We start from the raw sequence: 22,613 nt of genomic DNA on the forward strand, positions 1-22,613 counted from the left end.
TGGTCTGTTCACCATGCCTGACCCCAAACCCGCCACCCGCACCAGGGGCGCCGACCGCAAACGACAGCTCGTCGACTCCGCGGCCGCGCTCTTCCTCCAGCGTGGGTATGCGCAGGTCTCGCTGGCCGACATCGCGCGCTCGGCGGGCGTCACCGCGCCATCGGTGTACCGGCATTTCGACGACAAGCAGTCGCTGCTGGCCGCGGCGGTCCTGGCCGGCGTCGACGATCTCGAGTCCTGCACCGACCGGGCGCTCGCCGACGGCGTCGACGCGAACTCGCTGATCTCGACGGTCTGCGACCTGGCCGTCCAGCGTCCCCAAGCGGCATCGCTGTGGCGGTGGACCAGCAACTACCTCACCACCGAACAGAACAAACTGGTGGCAGTCCGCACCCGCGAGGTGATCGGCCACTGGGCGTCGGCGCTCGCCGCCCGGCGCACGGATCTGACCGACCGTGAGGCCGTGCAGCTGGCGTGGGCGGTGCTGAGCGTCAGCGGCAGCCTCACCGTGCACCACACCCGCATGTCCGGGGCGCGTGCACGAGGCGAGATCGAGAAGCTCATCCGTCGGATTCTCGCCCTGAGCCCCACCGCGGCACCGCCGTTCGCGACGTCGCCGACGGTCACCTCTGTGCCCGGTTCGCGGCGTGACGAGATCCTCGACGCCGCCGCCGAGTTGTTCGCCGACCGCGGTTACACCGACGTCGGCGTCGACGAGATCGGCGGCGCCGTCGGCATCGCGGGTCCCAGTGTCTACAAACATTTCTCGTCGAAGCTGGCCATCCTCGTCGCCATCGGACAGCGCAGCGGCGCGCGCCTGGAGGCGGGGGTGATGGCGGCCTACGGCGCCACCTCGGACCCCGCGAAATTGCTTGCCTCGCTCGTCGATTCGTATGTCGACGTGATCACCAGCACCCCGGATCTGTCGGTGAGCTTCAACAACTCCCCCGCGCTCGCCGGACAAGCGAGCGCCACCGATCTCGTCGACGTGCAGCGACGTTATGTGGCGCGCTGGGTGGATCTGCTCATGCAAGTCGATCCGGAGATCAAGCGCGATCAAGGCGCGGTCGCCGTGCACGCGGCGCTCTCGATCGTCAACGACGCCGTGCGCATGCGACGCGGCTCGGAGAGTCCGCAGTTCGCCGCGCGGATGGCGTACCTCATGAAGGGCGTGCTCGCGCTCTGATCCGCGCGAGGGAGTGCGCTGAATCGGGTCGCGGCTCAGATGAACCCGACGCTGTCCACGTTGTAACGTCCGGCACAAGGGAGGGTCACGATGTCGGTAACTGTGGATGACGGTCCCAGATCCAAGCGCGCGCAGATCCTGACCGTCGCGACAGAGCACTTCGGCACAGTCGGTTACGAACACACGAAGTGGGCATCCATCGCCGACGAGGTCGGCATCGGACAGACAGCGCTCTACCACTATTTCGAGTCGAAGGCACACTGTCTTCTGACCATCATGCGCAACCAACTCGGCGATTCGATTGAGCGATTCCGAGCAGGGACCGCCGGTATTCCTGACCCGGTTGAAGCCCTCCGCTCAGCGGTCGCAACATCGCTGCGCGGCGAACCCGTAGACGTCCTGCAGCGGCGAATAGTGCAGAACCAGATGGTCATCCTGGGTACTCCTCGCCGGTCGAACGGAGAAGAGGCCGAACGTGTCCGGTCGCGCGAACTGGTCGCCGAGATCGAGAGCAACTGGGCAGACCTGATCAAGCGTGGAATGGACGCCCGCGATTTCGTCGACGGAGACGCCATGCTCCAGGCGCGTCTCGTACTGGGCGTCCTGGGGAGTGTGTGGCGCTGGTACCGCCCGGGTGGCCCGTTGTCTCTCGACGACGTGATCGGCACGGTATCGGACGCGACGATGCGGATGCTCTCCGCGCGTCAGACCGACCCTGCCGCACCGGCCCGCCCGCTATGCTGAGCCGACGCCGAAGATGGGACTCGGATCGGATGAACGACGCCTCGGAAGCGCGGGACCGCCCCCGCTACACTCGCGACGAACTGGTCGCCGAACTCGGACTGTCCGCTGATTTCGCCGAGAAAGCTTGGAATGCATTCGGTTTCGTGCGTCAACCGTCCTCGGACAAGGTTTTCTCCGATCGCGACCTCGCCGCGCTCCGGATGTTCGCATCCTCCTCGGCGGCGATGCCGGATACCAGCCAGATCGCGATGGCCCGGGCCATCGGACAGACGATGTCCCGACTCGCGGAGTGGGAGGCCGACCTGCTGCGTGACATCGTCGACGACCCCGCGGTGCCGTGGGACTTCGACCAGATGAGCCTCGCGCTCGGCCAGATCCAGCAACTCATCTGGCGTCGGCACATGGCGCAGGCGATCGAGCGTCACACCGATCACTCCGACGACGAAGAGATCGACCTGATCGTCGGCTTCGCCGACATCGTCGGCTATACAAGCCTTTCCCGGCGCATCGATCTGAATGACCTGGAGTCCCTGCTCGGTTCGTTCGAAGACGACACGTTCGACGTGGTCGTAAATCATGGTGGCCGCGTTATCAAGACCCTCGGCGACGCGGTGATGTTCACCTTCGACGACGCCCCCGCCGCCGCGAGTGCCGCGCTCGAGATCCATCAGCTCTCCACGGACGACAGTCTTCCGCCGTTGCGGGTCGGCATGGCGCGCGGCTCCGTCCTCGCCCGGCTCGGAGACGTCTTCGGCGAGCCGGTGAACATCGCTTCCCGCCTCGCCGGATCCGCCCGTCCCGGAACCACACTCATCGACGACGCGATCGCCGATCAGCTCGGCGGTGATGACCGCTTCTACCTCAAATCGATACCGACACTGCGCGTTCGGGGATACAAACACCTCAAGGCCCGTGTCCTCGAAGCACACCGCAACGGTCCGCTGAGCGACTGACCCACTGGCGAACCTCATTTCGACCCCTGGACTTCGATCGAAGTCCATCGGTCGAGTTGAGGTTCGCCGGTCACAGCGACTCGTGGCTGTGGACGGTGGCGAGCTGTTTGCGCCCTGCCCGGCTATCGTCATCGTCGAACATTTATGGTGGTTCGCGAAGTCAAAGGGGGAATTTTGTCGGACATGATCGTCGATCCAGCGGCTGTCGGGGCGTCAGCGACGGAGATCTCGAGATGCGCATCCCGTCTGATGGCGTTGGAGCTCACCTCCCATGCCGGACTGGACGGTACGACAGCGACCTTCAGCCAGCTCGCCGGACAGTTCCGCGGGGCTTCGAGCGACATGTCCGCGGTGGCGGCGGGTGCCGACGAACGGATCGCATCCGCGCTGGCCAATGTGTCCGGCACGGTTTCCTCGTTCTCCGAACTGGTGCTCGGTGCCAAAGACACCACCGTCGAGACCGATCAGGCGAGTGCGAGCACGATCAAGGACGCCGTGGCGTACCCCGCCCGCGGGGGTCAGCAGACAGATCACGTGGTCCCGCTGAGCGTCCTGCTTTCGGTCCAGTAGACCGTGCCACCCAGCTACAACGACGTCATGTCCTGGAACCCCGAGGTCATGACGTCGATCGCGAACGGGATCACTCGACTGCAGGCACACCTGGAAGTCGAGGCACCAAAGGCCGGAGAACCCGTTCTCAACCTGACGCGTGCTCAGTGGACCGGGATGGCTCGAGGTCCTGCCGATCATCGCGCCGAGGGCCTCACCCGGTGGATTCGCGGTGTGGCCGACGAGTTCGGTGATCTGGCTTCCGTACTCACGAACGGACAGAGCAACATCCGCGACGCGATGAAGGCTCTCGAGACCCGAACCAGCCTTGCCGACTCCGACGGTTACATCCTCGATCGTGGAAGCCGCGAATACACGGTCAACTTCGACAAGTCTCGAGCCCCCGACGATGCGGAGTTCGACGCCGGAAAGGCTTTCGAGCACCACTCGGCTCTGCTCGGTCTCGGCACCGCGGCCGACAACGCCGTCACCGCCACCCGCGACGGGATCAACTCAGCACTCGGCGAACTCGGCGGAATGACACCCGCCGCCAACGCCGTCAACCGCGGGCTCGTCGACTCGAGTCTCGCAGCGAGTGACGCCGCCGCCGTGCGCGCCGGCACGGCGACTCCTGAACAGCGTGGGCGATTCCTTCGCGCGATGAACCTGACCCCGGAGCAATTGGAAAAGTTGAAAACCGGGCAACCCTCGGACCTGGAGCCATCACGCCTCCAGTACGTCCTCAACGCCTTGGGACTTGCGGGCATGGACCCCAGGAGCGCCGCTGTAACTGGCGCCCTCGGTGCTTTGGAACGTCGCGGGTCAGACATCGAGAATGCGTACGCGAGACAACGGCGGTCCGTGGGGCAAGCCGGGATGAGTGCGGACGATGTCGCGCGGTTGAACTCAGTCGGTAGAAACCTGGCTCGGGGCGCATTCTGGGCCGGGATCGGGTACACCGTCGTGGACGAAGGACTCAAGTACGCCCGTGACGAACAGGACGGCGGCGACGCCACAGCGGCCGTCGTCGGCGCAGTAGGTGGCGGGTATGTTGGCGGCGCCTTGGCGGGTGCGGCCATCGGATCATTCGCGGGCCCCGTAGGAACTGCCGTCGGAGCGGGTATCGGCGCTGCACTCGGAAGTCACTATGGCGCAAGTTTCGGCAAATGGGTGAAAGGTAGGTTCGACTAAATGCAGGCTCAAAACTCCCCTAGCCGCCGACACGCACCTCGGCACCGAGCAGAGTCATTCCCACGCGGGTTCGGCTACTGGCTCGGCGGCCTGGAGACCTACACCAGGAACTTTTTGGTGGTGTTGCCATCTGCCTCGGCATTCGGCGTGGGTGTGTTCACGAGTATCAACATATTCTCCTGAGGCCGTCGATGATCTCTGCCATCGAATACGCGATCGTGAATCTCGGCAGTACGGCGACCCTCCGAGCGTCCACGCCGGCGCTGGATTTTCTTCCGCCCGCTGCCTGGTACGACCTGGACAGCGACGAGGCACACAAGTCGATGGCGAGCCGTGTCCTCCTACGCTCGGAGAGTCCGATACCTGCCTTCGCGTCGAACGTGGTCATCCAGTACTTCGATCTCGGCCAGTGCGAAGTCGTACGACTCTCCGAAATCGACACCACCCTCGACATCTCCGCACTGGAGCAGTCAGTCGTCCTCGATCACACTGTCGATCTCGATGGATACCTGTGTGTCGACGACGGCACATACCGGACGGGAGGGTTCGATCTCCGAGTTCGTCGAGCTCAGCTCGCCTATCCCACCGCACAGGGCAATTCGACGCTGGCGATCTTCACCGCAACCACCTCCGAGTCGGCCTGGGATAGCACCCAATCGGAGATCACAGAAATGGAAACACGTTGGCTGCAGAAAACCACGAGCCGAACAAGTGGCGGGATATGAAGACCTACTTCAGTGGTCGATTCTCGATGTTCATCACGTACCCGATCGCGCTGTTCCTGGTCGGATTGCTCGTCGGCTACCTGATGTCGAGATGACGAACTGGTGTCGGCTGCAGGTCTCGTCCCGGAGCCACCGGCGTAGATACCGGCCTCGCCACCGAGCATCGTCGACCTCCACTTCGTGGAGCGCGGTGCACTCCCCGCCTGGCCGTCGATATCGGACGTACCTCTCGGATTCGATCATCGACACGCTCAAGTTCGAGCTCGCCTGTATACCGTCCGCCGCCACTTTCGCGCTCGGTCTCGTTGTCGGCGGTGGATTGTCGTAGCGTCGCGTTCCCGAACCCCACCCCCAGACCGCAACTCGACCCCCAGACCTCGATCGCAGTCTGCCGGTCGAGTTCAGGTCTACCGGTCACAGCGAACCGGGCCCTACGCCGCTGATCCGCACCTCGCTCGCCTTGACCACCAGGTAGACCGCTAGTCCGGTGACGAGTCCGAGGTCGGCGACCGCCGCCCAGGTCACCTCAGCGGCGACGATCTGCTCGCCCACCTCGGCGGTCATCACGGCGTGGTCACCCCGGGGCGCGACGTCACGGACGGTCGCGGCCAGCGTCGTACGCGGACTGCCATGCGGCGCTTCGAGATAGACGGCGACGGCGCGCGGCGAGAACGTGGCCGCTGCCCCGGCCCCCGGTGAGGGTCCATCGACCTCGACACCGCCGACGACCCGATTGCCGGAGGCGTCGACGACGGCGTCGCCCGCGTCCATGCGTCCCACGAACAGGTTGAGCCCGGACAGCGACGCCGCGAAACGACTGGTGGGTCGTGCCAGAACCGCACGCGTCGGACCGGATTCGACGACGCGACCGTCCTCGAGGACCAGGATGTCGTCGGCCAACCCGAGAGCGTCCACCGAGTCGTGGGTGACCATGATCGTCGTGCGGTCCCGATCGGCGAGAAGTGTGCGCAACAGCGCCCGCAATCGGCTCGCGACGTCGACGTCCAGGGCCCGAAACGGTTCATCCAGCAGCAGGATTCGGGGCTGCGCCGCCAGCGCTCGGGCGATAGCAACCCGCTGCGACTGGCCGCCGGAGAGCTGGTGCGGTTTACGGTCGGCGAGGTCGGTGACCTCCGTTGCCGTCAGCCAGCGTTCCACTCGTGCCCTGATCTCCGACCTCGAGAGACGCTGCGCCGAGGGCGCGAACGCCACGTTGTCGGCGACCGTCAGATGTGGGAACAGCCGCGCGTCCTGTGACAGTAATGCGATTCCGCGCCGGCTGGGCGGCACGAAGGTCGTCGCGTCACAGAACACCCTGTCGCCGAGCACTATCCGGGACCGATCGTCGCCGCGCACCAGTCCGGCGATCGCGCGCAGCATCGTCGACTTGCCGGCGCCGTTGGGCCCGACGACCGCGGTGGTCGCGCCCGCGGCGAACCGGTGCTCGACCCGCAACGCGGGCACCTCGAGGTCGATGATCACCTCCAGATCCGCGCCGGTCACAAACCACCCCCGACGCGCGAACGGCGGCTGTGCACTCCGACGACCACGATCAGGGATACGACAACCAGGATGAGCGACAACGGGATCGCGGCCTGTGGGTCGTCGATGGCCGACACATAGATCGCAAGTGGCGCGGTCTGGGTCACCCCGGGCGCGTTGCCGGCGAACGTGATCGTCGCACCGAACTCGCCCAGCGCCCGCGCGAACGCGAGCACGAGACCCGCGAACAGAGACGGCAGGACCAACGGGAGCGTGACCCGCCAGAGCGTCCGAGTCGGCCCCGCACCCAGGGTCGCGGCGACCTCCTCGTATCGCGTCCCGACGACGCGCACCGCGCCCTCGACGCTGATCACGAGGAAGGGCAGTGCGACGAAACTCTGCGCCAGTACCACCGCCGTTGTCGTGAAAGCGATGTCGATGCCGGCCGCATGCAGATGTTCACCGACGACCCCGAGCCGGCCGAAGGTGTACAGCAGGGCAAGACCACCGACCACGGGCGGTAAGACCAAGGGCAACAACACGAGTGCGCGGAGCACCCGGATCACCGGACCGTCGTATCGCGCGAACACCAGTGCCATCGGCACCCCGACCATCAGGCAGATGGCGGTGCTGCACGCGGCGGTGATCAGTGACAACCGCAGCGCGTCGAGCGACGAGGGCGACGAGATCTGGTCGACGAAGGTGCCCCACGGCGAACGGAAGAGCAGCGCCAGCGGAGGTAGCACGATCAACACGACGCCGATCAGTGCCAAGCCGTACGTCCAACCGGGCAACCCCGCCGGGTCCCGTCGGGAACGAAGGACCGTGCTCAAGGCGCCCCGAACCCGGCGTCGCGCAGGAAGCGCTGACCGTCCGCGCCCAGGACGAGGTCGACGAACTGCGTGGCGAGTTCGCCATCCCCGGCGCCGGCGAGCGCCGCGATCGGATAGGAGTTGACCACGGCGGCGAATGCCGGATCGGTCACGGTGGCCACCCTGTCGCCGGCTCCGCGCGCGTCGGTCACATACACCACGCCCGCATCCGCTTGGCCGGTCGTCACCTTGGTCAGCACCGCGCTCACCGACTGTTCCTCCGAGGCGGCGTCGATGGTGACACCGGTGTTGCGCTCGACGGTCTCGGTCGCGGCGCCGCACGGTTGAGCCGACTGGCAGATGACCGTCGTGACGTCAGGCTTGTTCAGATCGGAGAATGACCGGATCCCGCGGGGATTGCCCGGCGCCGTGACGATCACGAGTGTGTTGGTGGCGAAGACCGCCGGGTCGACGGCGAGATCACCCAGCTTGCGCATGTTCTTCTCGTCGGCGCTCGCGAACACATCGGCCGGCGCCCCCTGCTGGATCTGGTTGGCCAGCGTCGACGATCCGTCGAACGAGAGTCGTACCGTGACGCCGTCGTGCTGTGCCTCGAACTCATCGGCGATCGCCGTGAACGTCGTCTTCAGCGACGCCGCCGCCGAGATGTCGAGGGTCGAGGCCGCAGACCCGCCGGCATCTGAGCCACCGGACGAGGACCCTGCCACGATCAGCAGTCCGGCCGCGGCGACCGCGACGATGGACCTCCTCATCTGGCCTCCCTGTTGGTCTCGACGATCACCGTCGTCGCCTTGACGACGGCCGTGGCCACGACGCCGGGCCGTAGATCGAGTTCGTGAACTGCGTCCGCACTCATCAACGACGTCACCTCGAACGGACCGCATTGCAGGGTCACCTGAGCCATCACCGCGTCCGTGCGGACATCGGTGACGAGACCGGTGAACCGATTACGCGCCGAGCGTCCGACCGATGCCCCGTCGTCCGGTGCCACCGCGCGCTCGCGGGCCAGCGCGGCGAGCCGTGCGCCATCAACGGTGGCGACCGGTCCGCCATCGGACTGTTCCAAGACGCCGGTGGCCACCCACCGTCGAACCGTGTCGTCACTGACGCCGAGCAGAGTGGCTGCGTCTTTGATCCGAATAGCGGTCACGACGACATCTTATCCGCATATGCGGAGATATCGGTCTCCGGCATCCGCAGGCACGGATCTCAAAAAGGTTGACTTCAACTCAACTTGAAGTCTTACGCTCGGTTTCGGTCCGACCGTCGGATTCGCAGCCCCGCAACCGATGAATTCGGTGCGGGCAGACGGTCTGACTTCGAGTACGAGATCGCCACACCCCGAACATGCCCTGAATTGTTCCCTGACGTCACCCGCGCGCCACGTAATTCGGTCGCGGCTGTCACACCCCCTCTATACCGTGGAGAAACATGAGCTCAGTCACAGTTCCCACCACCGCGCCGGGAGAAGTCGCGACGGCCGATGTCGCCATCGAGGCCATCGACCTCGTAAAACGCTTCGGCGATTTCACGGCGGTCGACGGCGTCAGTTTCACCGTGCCGCGGGGTTCCGTGCTCGGCCTGCTGGGCCCCAACGGCGCCGGCAAGACCACCACTGTCCGAATGATGACCACCCTGTCGCCGCCCACGAGCGGGACAGCCCGCATCGCCGGCTACGACGTCCGGGAACAGCCCGGGATGGTCCGCCAGAACATGGGCCTCACCGGCCAGGCGGCCACGGTCGACGAGATCCTGACCGGCCGCGAGAACCTCCGCATGATCGGCGGTCTGTACGGCATCGGACGCAAGACCCTCGCGCGTCGATCGGAGGAACTCCTCGAGCAGTTCTCCCTCTCAGAGGCCGGTGACAAACAGGTCAAGTCCTATTCCGGCGGAATGCGCCGCCGACTCGACCTCGCGGTCAGCCTGCTGGCCACGCCACCGGTGCTCTTCCTCGACGAGCCGACCACCGGCCTCGACCCGCGCAGCCGTTCCGAACTCTGGGACGTCCTGCGCGATCTGGTCGCCGACGGAACCACGTTGCTGCTCACCACGCAGTATCTGGAGGAGGCCGACCAACTCGCCGACGACATCGTCGTCATCGACAAGGGCACCATCATCGCGCACGGCACGTCACTGCAGCTCAAGGAGCAGGCCGGTTCGGCCAGCCTGGTGCTGACCGTCTCGCACGCCGACGACCTGACGACCGCCGAGTCGCTGTTGCGCAAGAACGGGGCGGAGGTGTTCGTCGACGTGGCGGCCCGCCGGCTCACGACAGCCGCAGCCGGCCTGGGCGACCTGCCCCGCGTCGCCGCCTGGTTCGACGAGAGTGGCATCTCCGTCGACGACTTCGGACTCTCCCGGCCGAGCCTCGACGACGTCTTCCTCTCCCTCACCGGCCACCGCGCCGAGGAGTCGAGCAACACCGACGACACCGACAACACCACCGACGAGGAGCGTTCCTGATGACCACCACGGCACAGACCCACGCTGTGGTCGCGGACAAGCCGCGGATCCACCCCACCACGATCTGGCAACAGGCGTGGATCATGGTGAAGCGCAACATGATCCACACCAAACGGATGCCGGAGATGCTCTCCGACGTGACCATTCAGCCGATCATGTTCGTGCTGCTGTTCGCGTACGTGTTCGGCGCGTCGATCCAGACCGACTCGGCGTCGTACAAGGAGTTCCTGCTCCCGGGCATCATGGGTCAGACGATCGTGTTCACCGCGTTCATCGTGTCCACGGGCATCACCGCCGACCTTGAGAAGGGCATCATCGACCGGTTCCGGTCACTGCCCATCCAACGGTCGTCGGTGTTGATCGGACGCAGTATCGCCAGCCTGCTCCACAGTTCGATCGGCATCGTCGTCATGGCCGTGACCGGCCTGGCCATCGGCTGGCGGATCCGGGGCTCGTTCGGTGAGGCGGTCCTCGCATTCGCGCTGCTCCTGCTCTTCGGCTTCGCGATGATCTGGTTCGGCATCCTCATCGGTTCGTGGCTGCGGACGGTCGAGGCCGTCAACGGCTTCATGTTCTCGGTCCTGTTCCCGATCACGTTCCTGTCGAACGCGTTCGTCCCGACCGAGCCGATGCCCACCTGGCTCCGGACGATCGCCGAATGGAACCCGATGTCGTCACTGGTCCAGGCATTGCGTGTGCTGTGGGGTAACGGCCCGGCATTCGGTCCGGATGCGGCTCTCCCGCTGCAATATCCGGTCCTCGCCACCCTGATCTGGACGGTCGCGCTGACGCTCATCTTCGCGCCGTTCGCGCTGCGCGCCTACAACAAGCGAACCTCGGATTAGACCACCACCCGACCGAGGTTCGTCGACGCGACCCGCTCAGGCAGTCAACGTGATTGCTTGCAGCGGGTCGCTGTATATCGCGTCGAGAGACACCGCGCCGGCGGCCTGCTGCTGCACGGTCGCTCCCGAATGTGACACGCGCACATCCCGTTTGCTCACGATCGAGGTCTTGCGCACGGCCTTCGCGACCGTCGGCAGGCCGGCCGCGTAATCGGTGAACGCCTGTCCGCCGAGGATGATGTGATCGGGATTGAAGATGTCGGCGATCAGCCCGACCGTACGTCCGAGCACCTCCGCCCGCTCTTCGAGCAGACGACGTGCCGTGAGGTCACCGCTGCGGGCCAGGGCGTGGACATCTTCCACATCGGCTACCGAGAGGCCGAGTGCGCGTGCAGCTTCCACGACACCGGTGTCGCTCACCGCGGGCTCCAGGCGCCCCGTCCGGTTCGGGTCGAGCAACGTGGTCGATCCGGTCGGGAAGTGACCGATCACCGGCGGTCCCGCGGTCGGCGTGTGCACGGTCCCGCCGACGCTGAACGCGATGCCGAGCATCTCGCGCGCGTAGAAGTACAGGAAGCTCGACTGCTGGTCGTCGGGGTTGAGCACGAGTTCGGCGGCTGCCATGGCCTCGACGTGGGACGCAACCGACACCGGCAGTCCGACGGCCTCGGCGATCGTCCGGCCGACCTGTGCGCCCTCCCAGCCGAGCCGGGGATGGTCGACGATCCCGCCGTCGGCCACGCGCCCACCGAGCGCGACACCGACCCACAGCACCCGCCGGCCCGTCCAGCGCTCGGCGAAACGCCGTGCGCTGACACCGATGGCGGTGAGTGCTTCTTCCGGTGAATCGGCATGCGGGGTAGGGATCTGGATGGCCCCGACGACGCGATGCAGCAGGTCATGGGTGGTGATCGCGGTGACCTTGTATCCGATGTGGATACCGAGGGTGAGGAACTCGGAGATGTTGACCTCGAAGGGCAACCGCGGCCGCCCGATGGCGCCCGAGGGCGCAAGGTCGGCCCGTTCGCGGATCAATCCCGCCTTCAACAGCGCACTGACCTGGCGATTGACCGTGGAGATGCTGAGCCCGGTGCGCTCGGCCGCATCGTCGCGGAACAGCGGGCCGGACAACCGGGCGGCCCGGAGGACGAGCGCCGCGGGTTTGGTCGACAACTCCAGGCGCGGCGTTGCGACGTGCACCCGCTGGTCCCCCTTCACTGGTCCGCGTCGGTCGGCGACCGGACCCGGGGTCCGAGTCGGCGGTACGGAAGTCAACGGTACGGGCTGGCGCGTGCCCTGAGGAGCACGACGCACCGCGCGGGTGACCGGCTGACGCCGGACAGGAGAGGCGGGGGCGTTGCGCAAAGTACGGGTGGAGAGTTCGGGCAGTGTGGCGGTCATGATCGTCCTCGTCGAAAGACCCCGCGCATCGCGGGGCGGAAGCCGGAAGCTGGTGCTCTGAGAAGAGACTCGAGAAGCGACGCCCCGGGGAGGAGATTGACTCGGCGGGGGTCGGTCAGCGCATTCGACGACTACAACAGAGAACGCGTGCAAGCGGCAGACGACAGCCCAGCGCGGTGGTCACGTAGGTGACCTCCGTGAGCCTGTGGTCGGCACTTGTCATGCGGATCAAGCTAGCAACGCGGCCCCGTACCGGCAAGCCCGTCCCACCCCTGGTCACGGGCACCGACGACCGGTCGCACACGCGTCCACCGGCGAGAATAGGCCCGTGGCGCGACGCGGACAGGGGTTGCACTCAGCCTGATCCGAACTCGTCCGGCGTCCGGTCACTCGACCTGCGAACCGATGGAGAAGCGGACCGTGGTCGGCTTGGCCACTCGGGTCGAGCCTGTCGGTGCACCCCGGTAAATTGTGAGCATGACCACAACCAGCCCCGCGGCTGAGTCCAGCGTCGCGACCGACACCGAGTTTCTCGAGGTCAGCGAGCCGTTCCGCCGCGAGATCATCGCGCACTGCTACCGGATGACGGGGTCCCACCACGACGCCGAGGATCTAGCCCAGGAGACCTTCCTCCGCGCATGGAAGGGCTACGGGAAGTTCGACCATCGGGCGTCCGTGCGCACGTGGTTGCACAAGATCGCTACCAACACGTGTCTGACCGCTCTGCAGAGTTCACAACGACGCCCCCTCCCCTCCGGCCTCGGTGGCGACGCCTTCGACCCGACCGACGACCTGCTGCAGAACCACGAGGTGCCCTGGCTCGAGCCGTATGCCGGCACGGCCGACGAGATCGCGCCCGGCGACGACGCGGACCCCGCGTACGTGGTCGGCGCCCGCGAGTCGGTACGGCTGGCGTTCATCGCGGCACTGCAGCATCTACCCGAACGGCAGCGCGCAGTCCTCGTCCTCCGCGACGTGCTGCAGTGGCGCGCCGCCGAGGTCGCCGACACCATCGGTGTCACCACCGCCACCGTGAACAGTTTGCTGCAGCGGGCCCGCGAGCAGGTCAAGACCGCACACCCGCAGCAGGATTCGGTCGGAGTCGACGCCGCGACGACACTCGACGACGCCGCCAAGCGCGAGCTGCTGGCCCGCTACGTGTCGGCCTTCGAACGCTACGACGTCGACGCGATGGTGGAGCTCTTCACCGACAAGGCGATCTGGGAGATGCCGCCCTTCACCGGCTGGTACCAGGGCGCAGAGAGCATCGGAACCCTCATCCGTTGCAACTGTCCGGCCGAGAAGGCGGGCGATCAGATCATGCTGCCCACGACAGCCAACGGGCAGCCGGCCTACGGGCTGTACATGCGCGAACCGGACGGCGTCCACCGACCGTTCCAGCTCCAGGTGCTCGAGATCGACCCGCAGACAGCCAAGGTCAGCCATGTCGTCGCCTTCTTCAGCGACGACATGGAGAGCGATTTCGCACGCTTCGGTCTGCCGGCGACCCCGTACGACGCACCGGCACGCACGTCGCCGAGCCCCTGGCACTGAGACCGTCCGGTTCGCGCGGCGCCGATCAGTCGTCAGCGGTCTTCGGGATCTGCGAGGGGTCCATCCACACGATCTCCCAGGCATGACCGTCCGGGTCACAGAAACTGCGGCAGTACATGAAGCCCAGGTCCTCGGCTGCGCGGAGTTCCCGGCCGCCGCAACCGAGTGCCGCTTCGGCGAGCCGGTCGGCGTGTGCGCGGCTGTCAGCGGAAATGGCCAGCAACGACTCGCGGCCCTGCAGTGGGTCGGCGACTGCGGTGGCCGCGTAGCCGGCGAATCGTCGTCGCTGCATGAGCACGACCATCGCCGAGTCGTTGATCATCATGCACGCGCTCCCGGCATCGCAGAAGATCTCGTCGAAGTGGAAGCCGAGCGATCCGAAGAACCGACGAGACCGCGCGACGTCTACGACGGGCAGGTTGACGAACAGCATCGGCGTCACGGGCGCACTCCAGACATCTCGGGGTCGCTGATACTGACCGGCCCGACGCCTCGAACTCATCGAAGCCGACATAGGGTGCAGGAATGGGTGTGATCTATCTGGTTCGTCATGGTCAGGCGAACGCATTGGCGTATGGCATCGCCGACGCCACCGACGATCTGAGCAACGGACCCGGCGGTCTCACCACGGCCGGGGCCACACAGGCCGCGCTGTCCGGTGGATTCCTCGCCGGGCAGATCGGCACCTTCACCGCAGCCGCCAGTGGCGACCTCCCGCGCCAGCAGCAGACGCTGAGCGGCGTGCTGGGGGCTTTCGACACCGGTCGACCTCAGCCGCACGTCGACCCGGGGTGGAACGAGTACTCACTGCCCGCACTGGTCGGCGAGGCCACGCCGGAGATGTATCGCGACGGCCGCAGCTACCAGGAACAGCTCGACAAGGGGCTCGCGGCCTGGATAGCGGCCGGCGAGCACGACGCAGCTCCTGGCCTCGACGGCGGCCCCGCCGAGAGCTACCCCCAGTTCAAGGCGCGCGTCTCCGACGCGGCCGCCCGCGCCACCGAGCTCGCCGGGTCGGGTCAGACGGTGCTCGTGGTGTCCTCGGCCGGCACCATCACCCAGTGGATCGCCCAGTTGTGGGGCATCCCCGACGAGACCTGGCCGGCGATGGCCCGCACGATGGTCAACGCGTCGATCAGCAAACTGATCGTCGGACGCAGCGGCGTCTCGGTGGTGTCGTTCAACGAGCACGGTCACCTGTCGGACCGCGACGGCGGGATCGCGACCTTCCGGTGACCCTTCGAGGCTCGCTCCGCTCACACCTCAGGGAGCAGTGCGGCTCAAAACCTACGCCCGGTGCAGGTTCTCGCCGGGTCGGGTGATGACAACGTTCGGAAGCACCGCGTACCGCGACAGCTGGGTGATCGAGTGGGCGATCACCGCGATGTCGTCGGCCGTGATCATCTCGTCGGCAGGAATGCGGTCTTTGAGCCAGTCGGTCATGTCGGTGTTGACGTAGCCCGGTGCGATCGTCGTCGCGCTGACCCCGCTGCGTGACTCCTCGAGATTGAACGTCTCGCACAACGAGATGAGCGCCGCCTTGGTGGCACCGTAGGCGGACAGCTCCGGCTCCGGATAGACGCCGGTGATCGACGCCACGGCAATGACTTTCGCGGCCCCATGGGCCTCTGCGGTGGCGCGCAGGGCGGGCAGCGCGGACTGAAGGAGGATGTAGGGAGCGCGGACATTCACTTCATACAGCCGGTCGAATCGCTTCACCGGGAGGTCGGCGATCGCCCCCTTCGAGCCCATCCCGGCGTTGACGATCAGCGCGTCGAACCGCCCGAATGCCTCCGCATGAGCCGTACCGAGCGCGCTGATGGCGTCGGCGTCGGTCATGTCGGCGGGGACGACCTCCACCCGCCCGGCGCCACGCTCGAGAAGCTCGGCCGCCTTCTTCTCCAACGCTTCTCGACCACGGGCACTGATGGTCAGGTCCCAGCCGTCGGCGGCGAACCGGTCGGCGATGGCCGCACCGATCCCCCTCGACGCCCCGGTCACCAGCGCAGAACGATTGTTGTCCGATTCACTCATTGCCTACCCCCTTCGGTGCGCGCACCGCGCGACTGTGTTCTGTTGACGCCGTTGCTCGATCAGCTGATGTGGCCTAGGCCGTCGGCGATGAACGCCGCCGTCGCCTCGGCAGCCTTTTCGGCGCCGTCGCCCGACGACGCCCCCGAGAGTGCGCGGTAGGTGATCCCCTCGGCGATCACGCCGAGCTTCAGGTTCGCCAACCCCAGGTAGAAGTCCCAGTCACCCAGGTCGACACCCGTTGCGGTCGAATACTTCTGAGCGATCTCGTCGACCGACGCATAACGGTCACTGGTCCAGGCCGCGGAGAAGCCGAGAACCTGGTCGAAGGCGCCGGTGCGGTAGACGCACATCAGCGCGACATCGGTGAGCGGATCTCCGAGGGTCGACATCTCCCAGTCGACGACCGCCGCGATCCGGGCCGGGTCGTCGGCGTCGATGATCGTGTTGTCGACCCGGAAGTCACCGTGCACCACCGACTCTCGCGCCTGCTTCGGAACTCGCGCGGCGAGCGCGTCGACGAGACGCTCGACGTCGGGGAGTTCACGCGTCTTCACGTGCCCCCACTGCCGCGCCCACAGTTTCACCTGGCGGGCGGCGAAACCCGCGGGCCGACCGAACTCGCCAAGCCCGACCTCGCGATAGTCCACCGCGTGCAGGTCGGCCAACGTCTGCACCAAGGCGTCGAGATTGCGGGCGACCTCGTCGTCTGAGTAGGCGTCGAGGTCTTCCGCGGTCCGGACGACGCGGCCGTCCACGAACTCCACCACGGTGCACGGCGCACCAATGACCGAGCCGTCGGCGTCGAAAGCGACGGTCCGCGCAACCGGGACCGACGTCGACTGCAGCGCACTGGTGACCGCCCATTCACGGCCCATGTCGTGAGCCGACGGCGTCAGTCCGCCGGTCGGCGGTCGGCGCGCCACCCACGTGGTCACGCCGTCGGTGACCGTGTAGGTGAGATTGGACTTGCCGCCGCTGATGAGGTCGATGGTCAGCTCACCTGCGGGCTCGACTCCGTTGTCGATCAGCAACCGGCGCAGGCGATCCTGGTCGAGTGCTGCGTCCGTGGCGGTCATCGGGCACCCGCCGATGCCTTCGCCTCGAGCGCCTGCTGGGCCTTCTTCGCACGCCCGACGGCGCGACGGGCGATCGCCCACCGGTGGACCTCGGACGGGCCGTCGTAGATGCGGAACGGCCGGAGTTCCTGCGACAGGCGGGCCAGCGGGAGGTCGGCGGACACACCGAGCCCGCCACACATCTGGATGCTGCGATCGGCGATCCGCGAATACGCCTCGGCAGCAAAGGTCTTCGCGATCGATGTCTCGTCCGACGCGTGGTTGCCCAGATCGAGCTCGTGGCAGGCCTTCAGCAGCAACGCGCGAGTCGCGGCGAGGTCGATCTCGTTGTCGGCGACGAGTTGTTGGATCATGCCCAGATCTCCGAGGCGGCCACCGAATCCCTCACGGCGTGAGACATAGTCGACGGCGACGTCCTGGCAGCGCTTCGCCGAGCCGAGCCAGCGCATCACGTGGGTCATCCGAGCCGGCCCGAGCCGGACCTGGGCGTAGCGATAACCCTCGTTCACCTCGCCGAGGATGTCCTCGTCGGGAACGAAGAGGTCGGTGAAGGTCACCTCGCAGTGACCGCCGATCATCGCCTTGTCGATAGTGTTGATGTGGCGCCCGACGGTCAACCCGGGCGCATCGGCGGGCGCGAGGAACATGGTTGCGCCGCCGCGGTCACCGGGCGCGCCCGAGGTCCGCGCCATGATGATGAAGAAGCCCGCACCGTCGGCGCCGGTGATGAAGTGCTTGTCGCCGTTGATCTTCCAGCCGCCGTCCACACGGACGGCCTCCGTGCGCAGCGCGTTGGGATCCGAACCGGCGCCCGGAGCCGGTTCGGTCATCGCGAACGCCGAACGGACATCTCCAGCGGCCAGCGGGGCGAGGTACTTCTGCCGCTGATCCTCGCTCGCGATGTGCGCGAGCATGTGCACGTTGCCCTCGTCCGGCGCACCGATGTGCAGCGCGATCGGACCGAACGTCGAATACCCGGCCGCCTCGAACACCGGCGCGCGGTCACACATGTTGAGACCGAGTCCGCCGTACTCGACCGGGGCATGCGGGCCGAAGACCCCTGCCTCCTTGGCCTTGGCGTTCATCTCGCGACGGATGTCGTCACCACCGGCCGCCGTGATGTCACCGGCCGCCTCGTCCTCGATGGGCAGGACGTAGTCGCGGACGAAGGCCTCGGTCTTCGCGACGACGTCGAGCACGTCGTCGTCGTGCCGCAGGTCTATGGGCATGGTGACTCCTTAACGCATGAGCAGGGTGGGGATCCCCGAACACCGACCGATCGATCGCTCGGCGTTGCATACCTTGCCAGGCGATACCCGCCGGGTCAAGCGGCCCAGCAGACGGCGCCCTGCGCGACGGCCGTCAGGGTGTGCGATACCCGACCAGCGCGCGGGCCATCTGGAGATTGCGCGCGATGAGTTCGTCCGGACCCAGCAGACCGTCGAGCTTGAACCAGGTGGACACCCCGACGCACATGGTGGCCACGGCACGCGCCGCATCTTTCGGATACTCGGTGGTGAACTCACCCGTTTCGACGCCGGCGAAGACGATCACGTCGACCATCCGCTGCTGGCGGTCCCGGTGTCCGATGTAGGTGGGCCGGTAGTTGTCGTCGAGGCTGCGGATCTCGGTGGAACCGACGAACGCCTGCTCGCGGCGATACATGTGGAACCGCAGAAGCGACTCGACGACGGCGTCGAACTGCCGGATCGGCTCGGGACCCGCCTCGACGATCGCGGCCTCCGAGCGTGCCAGGAGGTCGGTCATCGTGCGTTCGAGGAGCCCCTGCAGCAACGACTGCTTCGACGGGTAGTGGTGATAGAGCCCTGGCACCGACAAATTGGCCCGCGCGGCGATCTCCCGGACCGAGGTCCCGTGGTAGCCCTGTTCGGCGAACGCCGCCAGCGCCGCCGCCAACGGGACCGGCAGTTCGGGCTCGCCGTAATCCCGCCAGCCGCCCAGTGGCCGCGTCGCCGGACGGATGTCTGCTTCGCCGGTTCCGCCACTCATGCCATCAAACATATCCCGACATGCGGACCTACTCCGCATCGCCGGTGCGACGCGAGAGACTCTTCTCGAGCATCTCGGCGGGTGAGACGAGCAGCGCGATGCTCAGATCCACCACGTCGGCCTTGCCGAGTTCGACCTCGCCCTCGAGCCACGCCGCGAGCAACCGGCTCAGACCGCCGACCTGATAGTGCGCAACGCCGACCGCTGCCGCCGGCCCGACGTGGACGTCGAGAATGGCCGACGTGCTCTGCAGGGTGAGGCCGGCGAACAACGTCGTCGACTCCATGCGCTTGGCCGCGATGACCGGACTCAGAAGCGCCTGCGAGAAGAGCAGCCTGCCTTTGCGGCGGTCCGCGTCGATGACGTCGACGATCGCCGACACCGCACCGGCGACCTTCGCACGCATGCTGGCCCCCTCGGAGAAGGCTGCCAGACTGGCTTGCGCGATCTCTTCGATGACCTCGTCGTACATGACGCCGACCAGCTGATCGACGGATTCGAAGCTCTCGTAGAAGTAACGGGCGGTGAGTCCGGCCTGCCGGCACACGCCGCGCACGGTCACCGCGCCCACGTCATCGGCGCCGAGCAGATCCAGTCCTGCATCGATGAGGGCGGATCGACGCCGCGCGACCCGGGTGTCGCCGCCCTCGCCGCCATAGGCCCGAAGCGTGCCGGCCGCGTCGGAGTCCGCACCGGAACGGCTGTCCGGGGTCGATGGTGCTCGTCCCATGATTCCTATCTTGACACCCCGGTAAGTTAGGTGTGTCATAAAACGGGAAACAGACGTTTCCAGAATTCGAGCAGGAGGGGTGTTCGATGGCAACGGAGCCTATCACCAGTGGAAGTTCGGCACTGTCAGCACAACCGGTGACGGATGTGACCGCCGAAGTGCAGGAGTTTCTCACCGCGGAGCGCCCCGACACCGAGTTCCTCCCCTCCTCCGCCCGTATGTCCCGCGCAGAGCTCGATGCACTCCCCACCAGCGACCTCGACCCGCTCGGCATCGGTGTGATCGCGGGCGCGGCGAACGTGATCATGCAGCTCAGCCTCCCCGCGGTCGGTTACGGCGTGTACGAGAGCCGCGTCGACTCGGGAAACCTGTTCAAGCATCCGATGAAGCGCGGCCGCACCACGTTGAGCTACCTCGCCGTCGCCGGACTCGGTAGCGCCAAAGACCGGAAGGCCTACCGCAAGGCCATCGGCAAGGCCCATGCGCAGGTCCGTTCGACCGCCAACAGCCCGGTGAAGTACAACGCCTTTGATCCGAAGCTGCAGTTGTGGGTCGCCGCGTGTCTGTACCGAGGCACCGAGGACGTCCATCGCATCTTCGGCGGGGTCACCGAGGTGACCGACGAGCGCTATCAGGCCGGCGCCGTTCTGGGCACGACGCTGCAGGTCCCCCGCGAGATGTGGCCCGCCACCCGCGAGGACTTCGAGACCTACTGGAACGACACGGTCGAGACGCTCGAGATCGACGACACCATCCGCGAGTACCTGATGTCGATCGCGCGCGCCGAGTTCCTCGGCCCGGTGATCTCGCGGCTCTTCGGCTGGCATTTCGAGATCATGGCCATCGGCTTCCTGCCGGAGAACTTCCGCCGCAAGATGCGCGTCCAGCTCTCGCCGTGGCAGGAGCTGTACTTCGACAAGCACAACGCGGTCCTGCGCGCGATCATCACGCGGGCCCCGCGGTGGGTGCGCGGCTTTCCGTTCAACGTCCTGCTCGCCGACGTCCGGTGGCGCATGCGCACCGGGCGGCCGCTGGTCTGACCCTTCGCGACGCACCCTCCGCAAGCTCCGGGCGCTCCTCAGGGAGCAGTGGGCATGCTTCGCCTACGCCTCAGGGAGCATCAAGAGGTCAGCCGGCGCAGCGCCTCGCGGTCGAGGTCGGCGACGTCGGTGTGCCCGGACAGTCCGAGGGTGAGGTCCAGTTCGGCGATGATGTCGGCGACCGCGTCGCGGGCACCGTCGGCTCCCGCGAGCGCCAGGCCGTACATGTGCGGTCGTCCGATGCAGGCGGCGTCGGCCCCGAGGGCGAGCGCCTTGAACACGTCGGAACCGGTGTAGATCCCGGAGTCGATGAGGACCTTGATGCGACCGTCGACGACCGGCGCGATGGCGTCGAGGGCGTCGATCGTGCTGATCGCGCCGTCGACCTGCCGACCGCCGTGGTTGGAGACGATGATGCCGTCCACCCCGGCGTCCACGGCACGACGCGCATCGTCGGGGTGCAGCACGCCCTTCAGCACGATCGGAAGAGCGGTGCGGCCGCGCAGGCCGGCAAGATCGTCCCAGTTCAGCGACGGTCGCGAGTAGATGTCGAGGAAGGTCTGCACGGCGGCACGCGGTTGCGGCGACCGCAGGTTCTGCAGAAACCGGCCCGGGGCGTTGCGGGTGATGGAGAGGAGGGTGGCGATCGCGCCGAGGGAGATCTCCGGACGTTCGTCAGCAGCGCCACGTAGCCGTTCGGCGACGATGTCGACGAACCTGCGGTCGGACGTGTACTGGGCGATGCCCTCACCCTGCGCGAACGGCAGCGAACCCAGGTTCAGGTCCTGCGGCCGCCACCCGAGCATCGTCGTGTCCAGGGTGACGACGACGGCTTCGGCGCGGATGGCCGCCGCGCGCTCCAGGAGGCTGTCGACGAGGTCGTCGTCGGTGGACCAGTACAGCTGGAACCAGCGCGGCGCCCCGGCGCTCGTGTCGTCCATCGCGGCCGCGACGTCTTCCATCGAGACGCTCGCCTGATTCGACAAGATGTAGGGGACACCGAGTTCCGCGGCCGCACGCCCGATGAGCGCGTCGGCGTCGGGCGCGGCGAGCGAACCGGCGCCGACCGGCGCGAACAGCACCGGCGCCGGGATGCGGCGACCGAACAGTTCGACCTCGAGGTTGCGCTGCGAGACATCCCGCAGGATGCGCGGCACGATCGCCCAGCGGTCGAGTGCCGCGCGGTTGGCGGCCATGGTGCGTCCCTCACCGGCGCCACCGCCGATGTACGCCCACGCACGCGCCGACATCGCACGTCGCGCACGTCGCTCGAGCTCGGCGAAATCCGTTGGCACACGCGGCTTTCGCCGGTGCACCCCGGCCGTGTAGATCTCGTTCTGCCGTGCGCGCCCGTAACCTGCGGTCATGGGTGGAGATGGTAGTGCCGCCATCGGGGCGTCCGGCCGGTATTGCCGGGGCGCGCCGCTCAGCGTGTGGCGACGGCGGTGGCGCCCGCCGCGGCGACGGTCACGGCCGCCACCGACGGCCACGCGCCGATCTTCTTCGCCAGGGGGTGCGAGCCGCCGAACGCCGCCAGGTAACCGGCCAGCAGACCGCCCGCGACCGCGGGGCCCTTCGTCGACGCCCACCGGCGAGTGCACCAGGCGCCGGCTGCGCCGAGCACCACACCACCGAGTTCGCGCCGGCCGCTGTACCGCGCGACCGCGAAACCACCGACGAGACCGACTGCCACCACGGGCACCGTTGCATCCACAGCCATGGGTCTCACGCTACCGGCACCGCGGCCGTCACCCATCCGCTCGCGATCGCGGCTCCGAAGACGGGGTAACCGAC

At 67.0% G+C, this 22,613-nt stretch carries 24 protein-coding genes; 11 read left to right on the forward strand and 13 right to left on the reverse strand.

Annotated features, from left to right (window positions below; translation table 11 throughout):
* Positions 1-13: 13 nt before the first annotated feature.
* The 6 genes from GR168_RS21120 (at position 14) to GR168_RS21145 (ending at position 5,348) form a co-directional block, all read left to right on the forward strand.
* A complete protein-coding gene (locus GR168_RS21120; protein ID WP_159371626.1) occupies positions 14-1,186 on the forward strand; it encodes a TetR/AcrR family transcriptional regulator in 1,173 nt (390 codons plus the stop codon).
* Between the two features lie 90 nt (positions 1,187-1,276).
* Positions 1,277-1,930, forward strand: coding sequence for a TetR/AcrR family transcriptional regulator (locus tag GR168_RS21125; protein ID WP_065630311.1), 654 nt, complete (start codon positions 1,277-1,279; stop codon positions 1,928-1,930).
* A gap of 29 nt (positions 1,931-1,959) precedes the next feature.
* Complete coding sequence (locus GR168_RS21130) at positions 1,960-2,883, forward strand: adenylate/guanylate cyclase domain-containing protein (RefSeq protein WP_137810911.1); 924 nt, start codon at positions 1,960-1,962, stop codon at positions 2,881-2,883.
* Between the two features lie 183 nt (positions 2,884-3,066).
* A complete protein-coding gene (locus GR168_RS21135; RefSeq protein WP_238994962.1) occupies positions 3,067-3,453 on the forward strand; it encodes a hypothetical protein in 387 nt (128 codons plus the stop codon).
* Positions 3,454-3,480: 27 nt separating this feature from the next.
* Positions 3,481-4,623 (forward strand): hypothetical protein, encoded by a 1,143-nt coding sequence (locus tag GR168_RS21140; protein ID WP_238994963.1) that lies wholly within the window; start codon positions 3,481-3,483, stop codon positions 4,621-4,623.
* A gap of 191 nt (positions 4,624-4,814) precedes the next feature.
* Positions 4,815-5,348: an acetyltransferase gene (locus tag GR168_RS21145; RefSeq protein WP_137810908.1), complete on the forward strand. Its 534-nt coding sequence runs from the start codon at positions 4,815-4,817 to the stop codon at positions 5,346-5,348.
* Between the two features lie 414 nt (positions 5,349-5,762).
* Here GR168_RS21145 and GR168_RS21150 read toward each other — a convergent pair whose 3' ends face one another.
* Genes GR168_RS21150 through GR168_RS21165 form a run of 4 tightly spaced genes read right to left on the reverse strand, consistent with a single transcriptional unit; the run spans position 5,763 to position 8,813 of the window.
* Positions 5,763-6,851 (reverse strand): ATP-binding cassette domain-containing protein, encoded by a 1,089-nt coding sequence (locus tag GR168_RS21150; RefSeq protein WP_058252268.1) that lies wholly within the window; start codon positions 6,849-6,851, stop codon positions 5,763-5,765.
* On the reverse strand, positions 6,848-7,663 hold the full coding sequence (locus GR168_RS21155) for an ABC transporter permease (protein WP_082652945.1): 816 nt from the start codon (positions 7,661-7,663) through the stop codon (positions 6,848-6,850). Before GR168_RS21155 ends, GR168_RS21150 begins: the two co-directional genes overlap by 4 nt.
* Positions 7,660-8,415, reverse strand: a complete 756-nt coding sequence (modA, locus tag GR168_RS21160; protein ID WP_058252270.1) for a molybdate ABC transporter substrate-binding protein — start codon at positions 8,413-8,415, stop codon at positions 7,660-7,662. Before modA ends, GR168_RS21155 begins: the two co-directional genes overlap by 4 nt.
* Positions 8,412-8,813: a TOBE domain-containing protein gene (locus GR168_RS21165; protein WP_137810905.1), complete on the reverse strand. Its 402-nt coding sequence runs from the start codon at positions 8,811-8,813 to the stop codon at positions 8,412-8,414. The genes modA and GR168_RS21165 overlap by 4 nt, the downstream gene beginning before the upstream one ends.
* A 281-nt stretch (positions 8,814-9,094) precedes the next feature.
* Between GR168_RS21165 and GR168_RS21170 the strand changes: the two genes are divergently transcribed.
* Both GR168_RS21170 and GR168_RS21175 read left to right on the forward strand, forming a co-directional pair.
* Positions 9,095-10,129: an ATP-binding cassette domain-containing protein gene (locus GR168_RS21170; protein WP_058252272.1), complete on the forward strand. Its 1,035-nt coding sequence runs from the start codon at positions 9,095-9,097 to the stop codon at positions 10,127-10,129.
* Positions 10,129-10,974 (forward strand): ABC transporter permease, encoded by an 846-nt coding sequence (locus tag GR168_RS21175; protein WP_058252273.1) that lies wholly within the window; start codon positions 10,129-10,131, stop codon positions 10,972-10,974. The genes GR168_RS21170 and GR168_RS21175 overlap by 1 nt, the downstream gene beginning before the upstream one ends.
* A 36-nt stretch (positions 10,975-11,010) precedes the next feature.
* Here the strand turns inward: GR168_RS21175 and GR168_RS21180 are convergent, their stop codons facing one another.
* Positions 11,011-12,174 (reverse strand): ROK family protein, encoded by a 1,164-nt coding sequence (locus GR168_RS21180; protein WP_058252323.1) that lies wholly within the window; start codon positions 12,172-12,174, stop codon positions 11,011-11,013.
* Between the two features lie 678 nt (positions 12,175-12,852).
* Between GR168_RS21180 and GR168_RS21185 the strand changes: the two genes are divergently transcribed.
* Positions 12,853-13,929, forward strand: a complete 1,077-nt coding sequence (locus GR168_RS21185) for a sigma-70 family RNA polymerase sigma factor (protein ID WP_058252274.1) — start codon at positions 12,853-12,855, stop codon at positions 13,927-13,929.
* Positions 13,930-13,954: 25 nt separating this feature from the next.
* Here the strand turns inward: GR168_RS21185 and GR168_RS21190 are convergent, their stop codons facing one another.
* A complete protein-coding gene (locus GR168_RS21190) occupies positions 13,955-14,371 on the reverse strand; it encodes a VOC family protein (protein ID WP_058252275.1) in 417 nt (138 codons plus the stop codon).
* A gap of 83 nt (positions 14,372-14,454) precedes the next feature.
* On the opposite strand from GR168_RS21190, the gene GR168_RS21195 reads away from it, so the two are divergent.
* Entirely contained in the window at positions 14,455-15,165 is a 711-nt protein-coding gene (locus GR168_RS21195) for a histidine phosphatase family protein (protein ID WP_058252276.1), read from the forward strand.
* 51 nt (positions 15,166-15,216) lie between these two features.
* On the opposite strand, the gene GR168_RS21200 is transcribed toward GR168_RS21195, so the two are convergent.
* The 5 genes from GR168_RS21200 to GR168_RS21220 all read right to left on the reverse strand — a co-directional run bounded on the left by GR168_RS21200 (position 15,217) and on the right by GR168_RS21220 (position 19,779).
* Positions 15,217-15,963 (reverse strand): SDR family oxidoreductase, encoded by a 747-nt coding sequence (locus GR168_RS21200; protein ID WP_058252277.1) that lies wholly within the window; start codon positions 15,961-15,963, stop codon positions 15,217-15,219.
* A gap of 59 nt (positions 15,964-16,022) precedes the next feature.
* The gene (locus GR168_RS21205) at positions 16,023-17,039 is read right to left on the reverse strand and encodes a phosphotransferase family protein (protein WP_058252278.1); all 1,017 of its coding nucleotides are present in this window, start codon (positions 17,037-17,039) and stop codon (positions 16,023-16,025) included.
* Positions 17,036-18,268: an acyl-CoA dehydrogenase family protein gene (locus GR168_RS21210; RefSeq protein WP_058252279.1), complete on the reverse strand. Its 1,233-nt coding sequence runs from the start codon at positions 18,266-18,268 to the stop codon at positions 17,036-17,038. The genes GR168_RS21205 and GR168_RS21210 overlap by 4 nt, the downstream gene beginning before the upstream one ends.
* 133 nt (positions 18,269-18,401) lie before the next feature.
* Positions 18,402-19,049 carry a TetR/AcrR family transcriptional regulator gene (locus tag GR168_RS21215; RefSeq protein WP_171011686.1) on the reverse strand — a complete coding sequence of 216 codons (648 nt, stop codon included), beginning with the start codon at positions 19,047-19,049 and terminating at the stop codon, positions 18,402-18,404.
* Positions 19,050-19,077: 28 nt separating this feature from the next.
* The gene (locus GR168_RS21220; RefSeq protein WP_058252281.1) at positions 19,078-19,779 is read right to left on the reverse strand and encodes a TetR/AcrR family transcriptional regulator; all 702 of its coding nucleotides are present in this window, start codon (positions 19,777-19,779) and stop codon (positions 19,078-19,080) included.
* Positions 19,780-19,865: 86 nt separating this feature from the next.
* On the opposite strand from GR168_RS21220, the gene GR168_RS21225 reads away from it, so the two are divergent.
* Complete coding sequence (locus tag GR168_RS21225) at positions 19,866-20,819, forward strand: oxygenase MpaB family protein (RefSeq protein WP_058252282.1); 954 nt, start codon at positions 19,866-19,868, stop codon at positions 20,817-20,819.
* Positions 20,820-20,899: 80 nt separating this feature from the next.
* Here GR168_RS21225 and GR168_RS21230 read toward each other — a convergent pair whose 3' ends face one another.
* Both GR168_RS21230 and GR168_RS21235 read right to left on the reverse strand, forming a co-directional pair.
* Complete coding sequence (locus GR168_RS21230) at positions 20,900-22,186, reverse strand: alpha-hydroxy-acid oxidizing protein (RefSeq protein WP_159371627.1); 1,287 nt, start codon at positions 22,184-22,186, stop codon at positions 20,900-20,902.
* A gap of 59 nt (positions 22,187-22,245) precedes the next feature.
* Positions 22,246-22,539, reverse strand: coding sequence for a hypothetical protein (locus GR168_RS21235; RefSeq protein ID WP_171011687.1), 294 nt, complete (start codon positions 22,537-22,539; stop codon positions 22,246-22,248).
* Positions 22,540-22,613 lie beyond the last annotated feature (74 nt).

This window comes from Gordonia sp. JH63, assembly GCF_009856645.1.
GTDB lineage: Bacteria > Actinomycetota > Actinomycetes > Mycobacteriales > Mycobacteriaceae > Gordonia > Gordonia hongkongensis.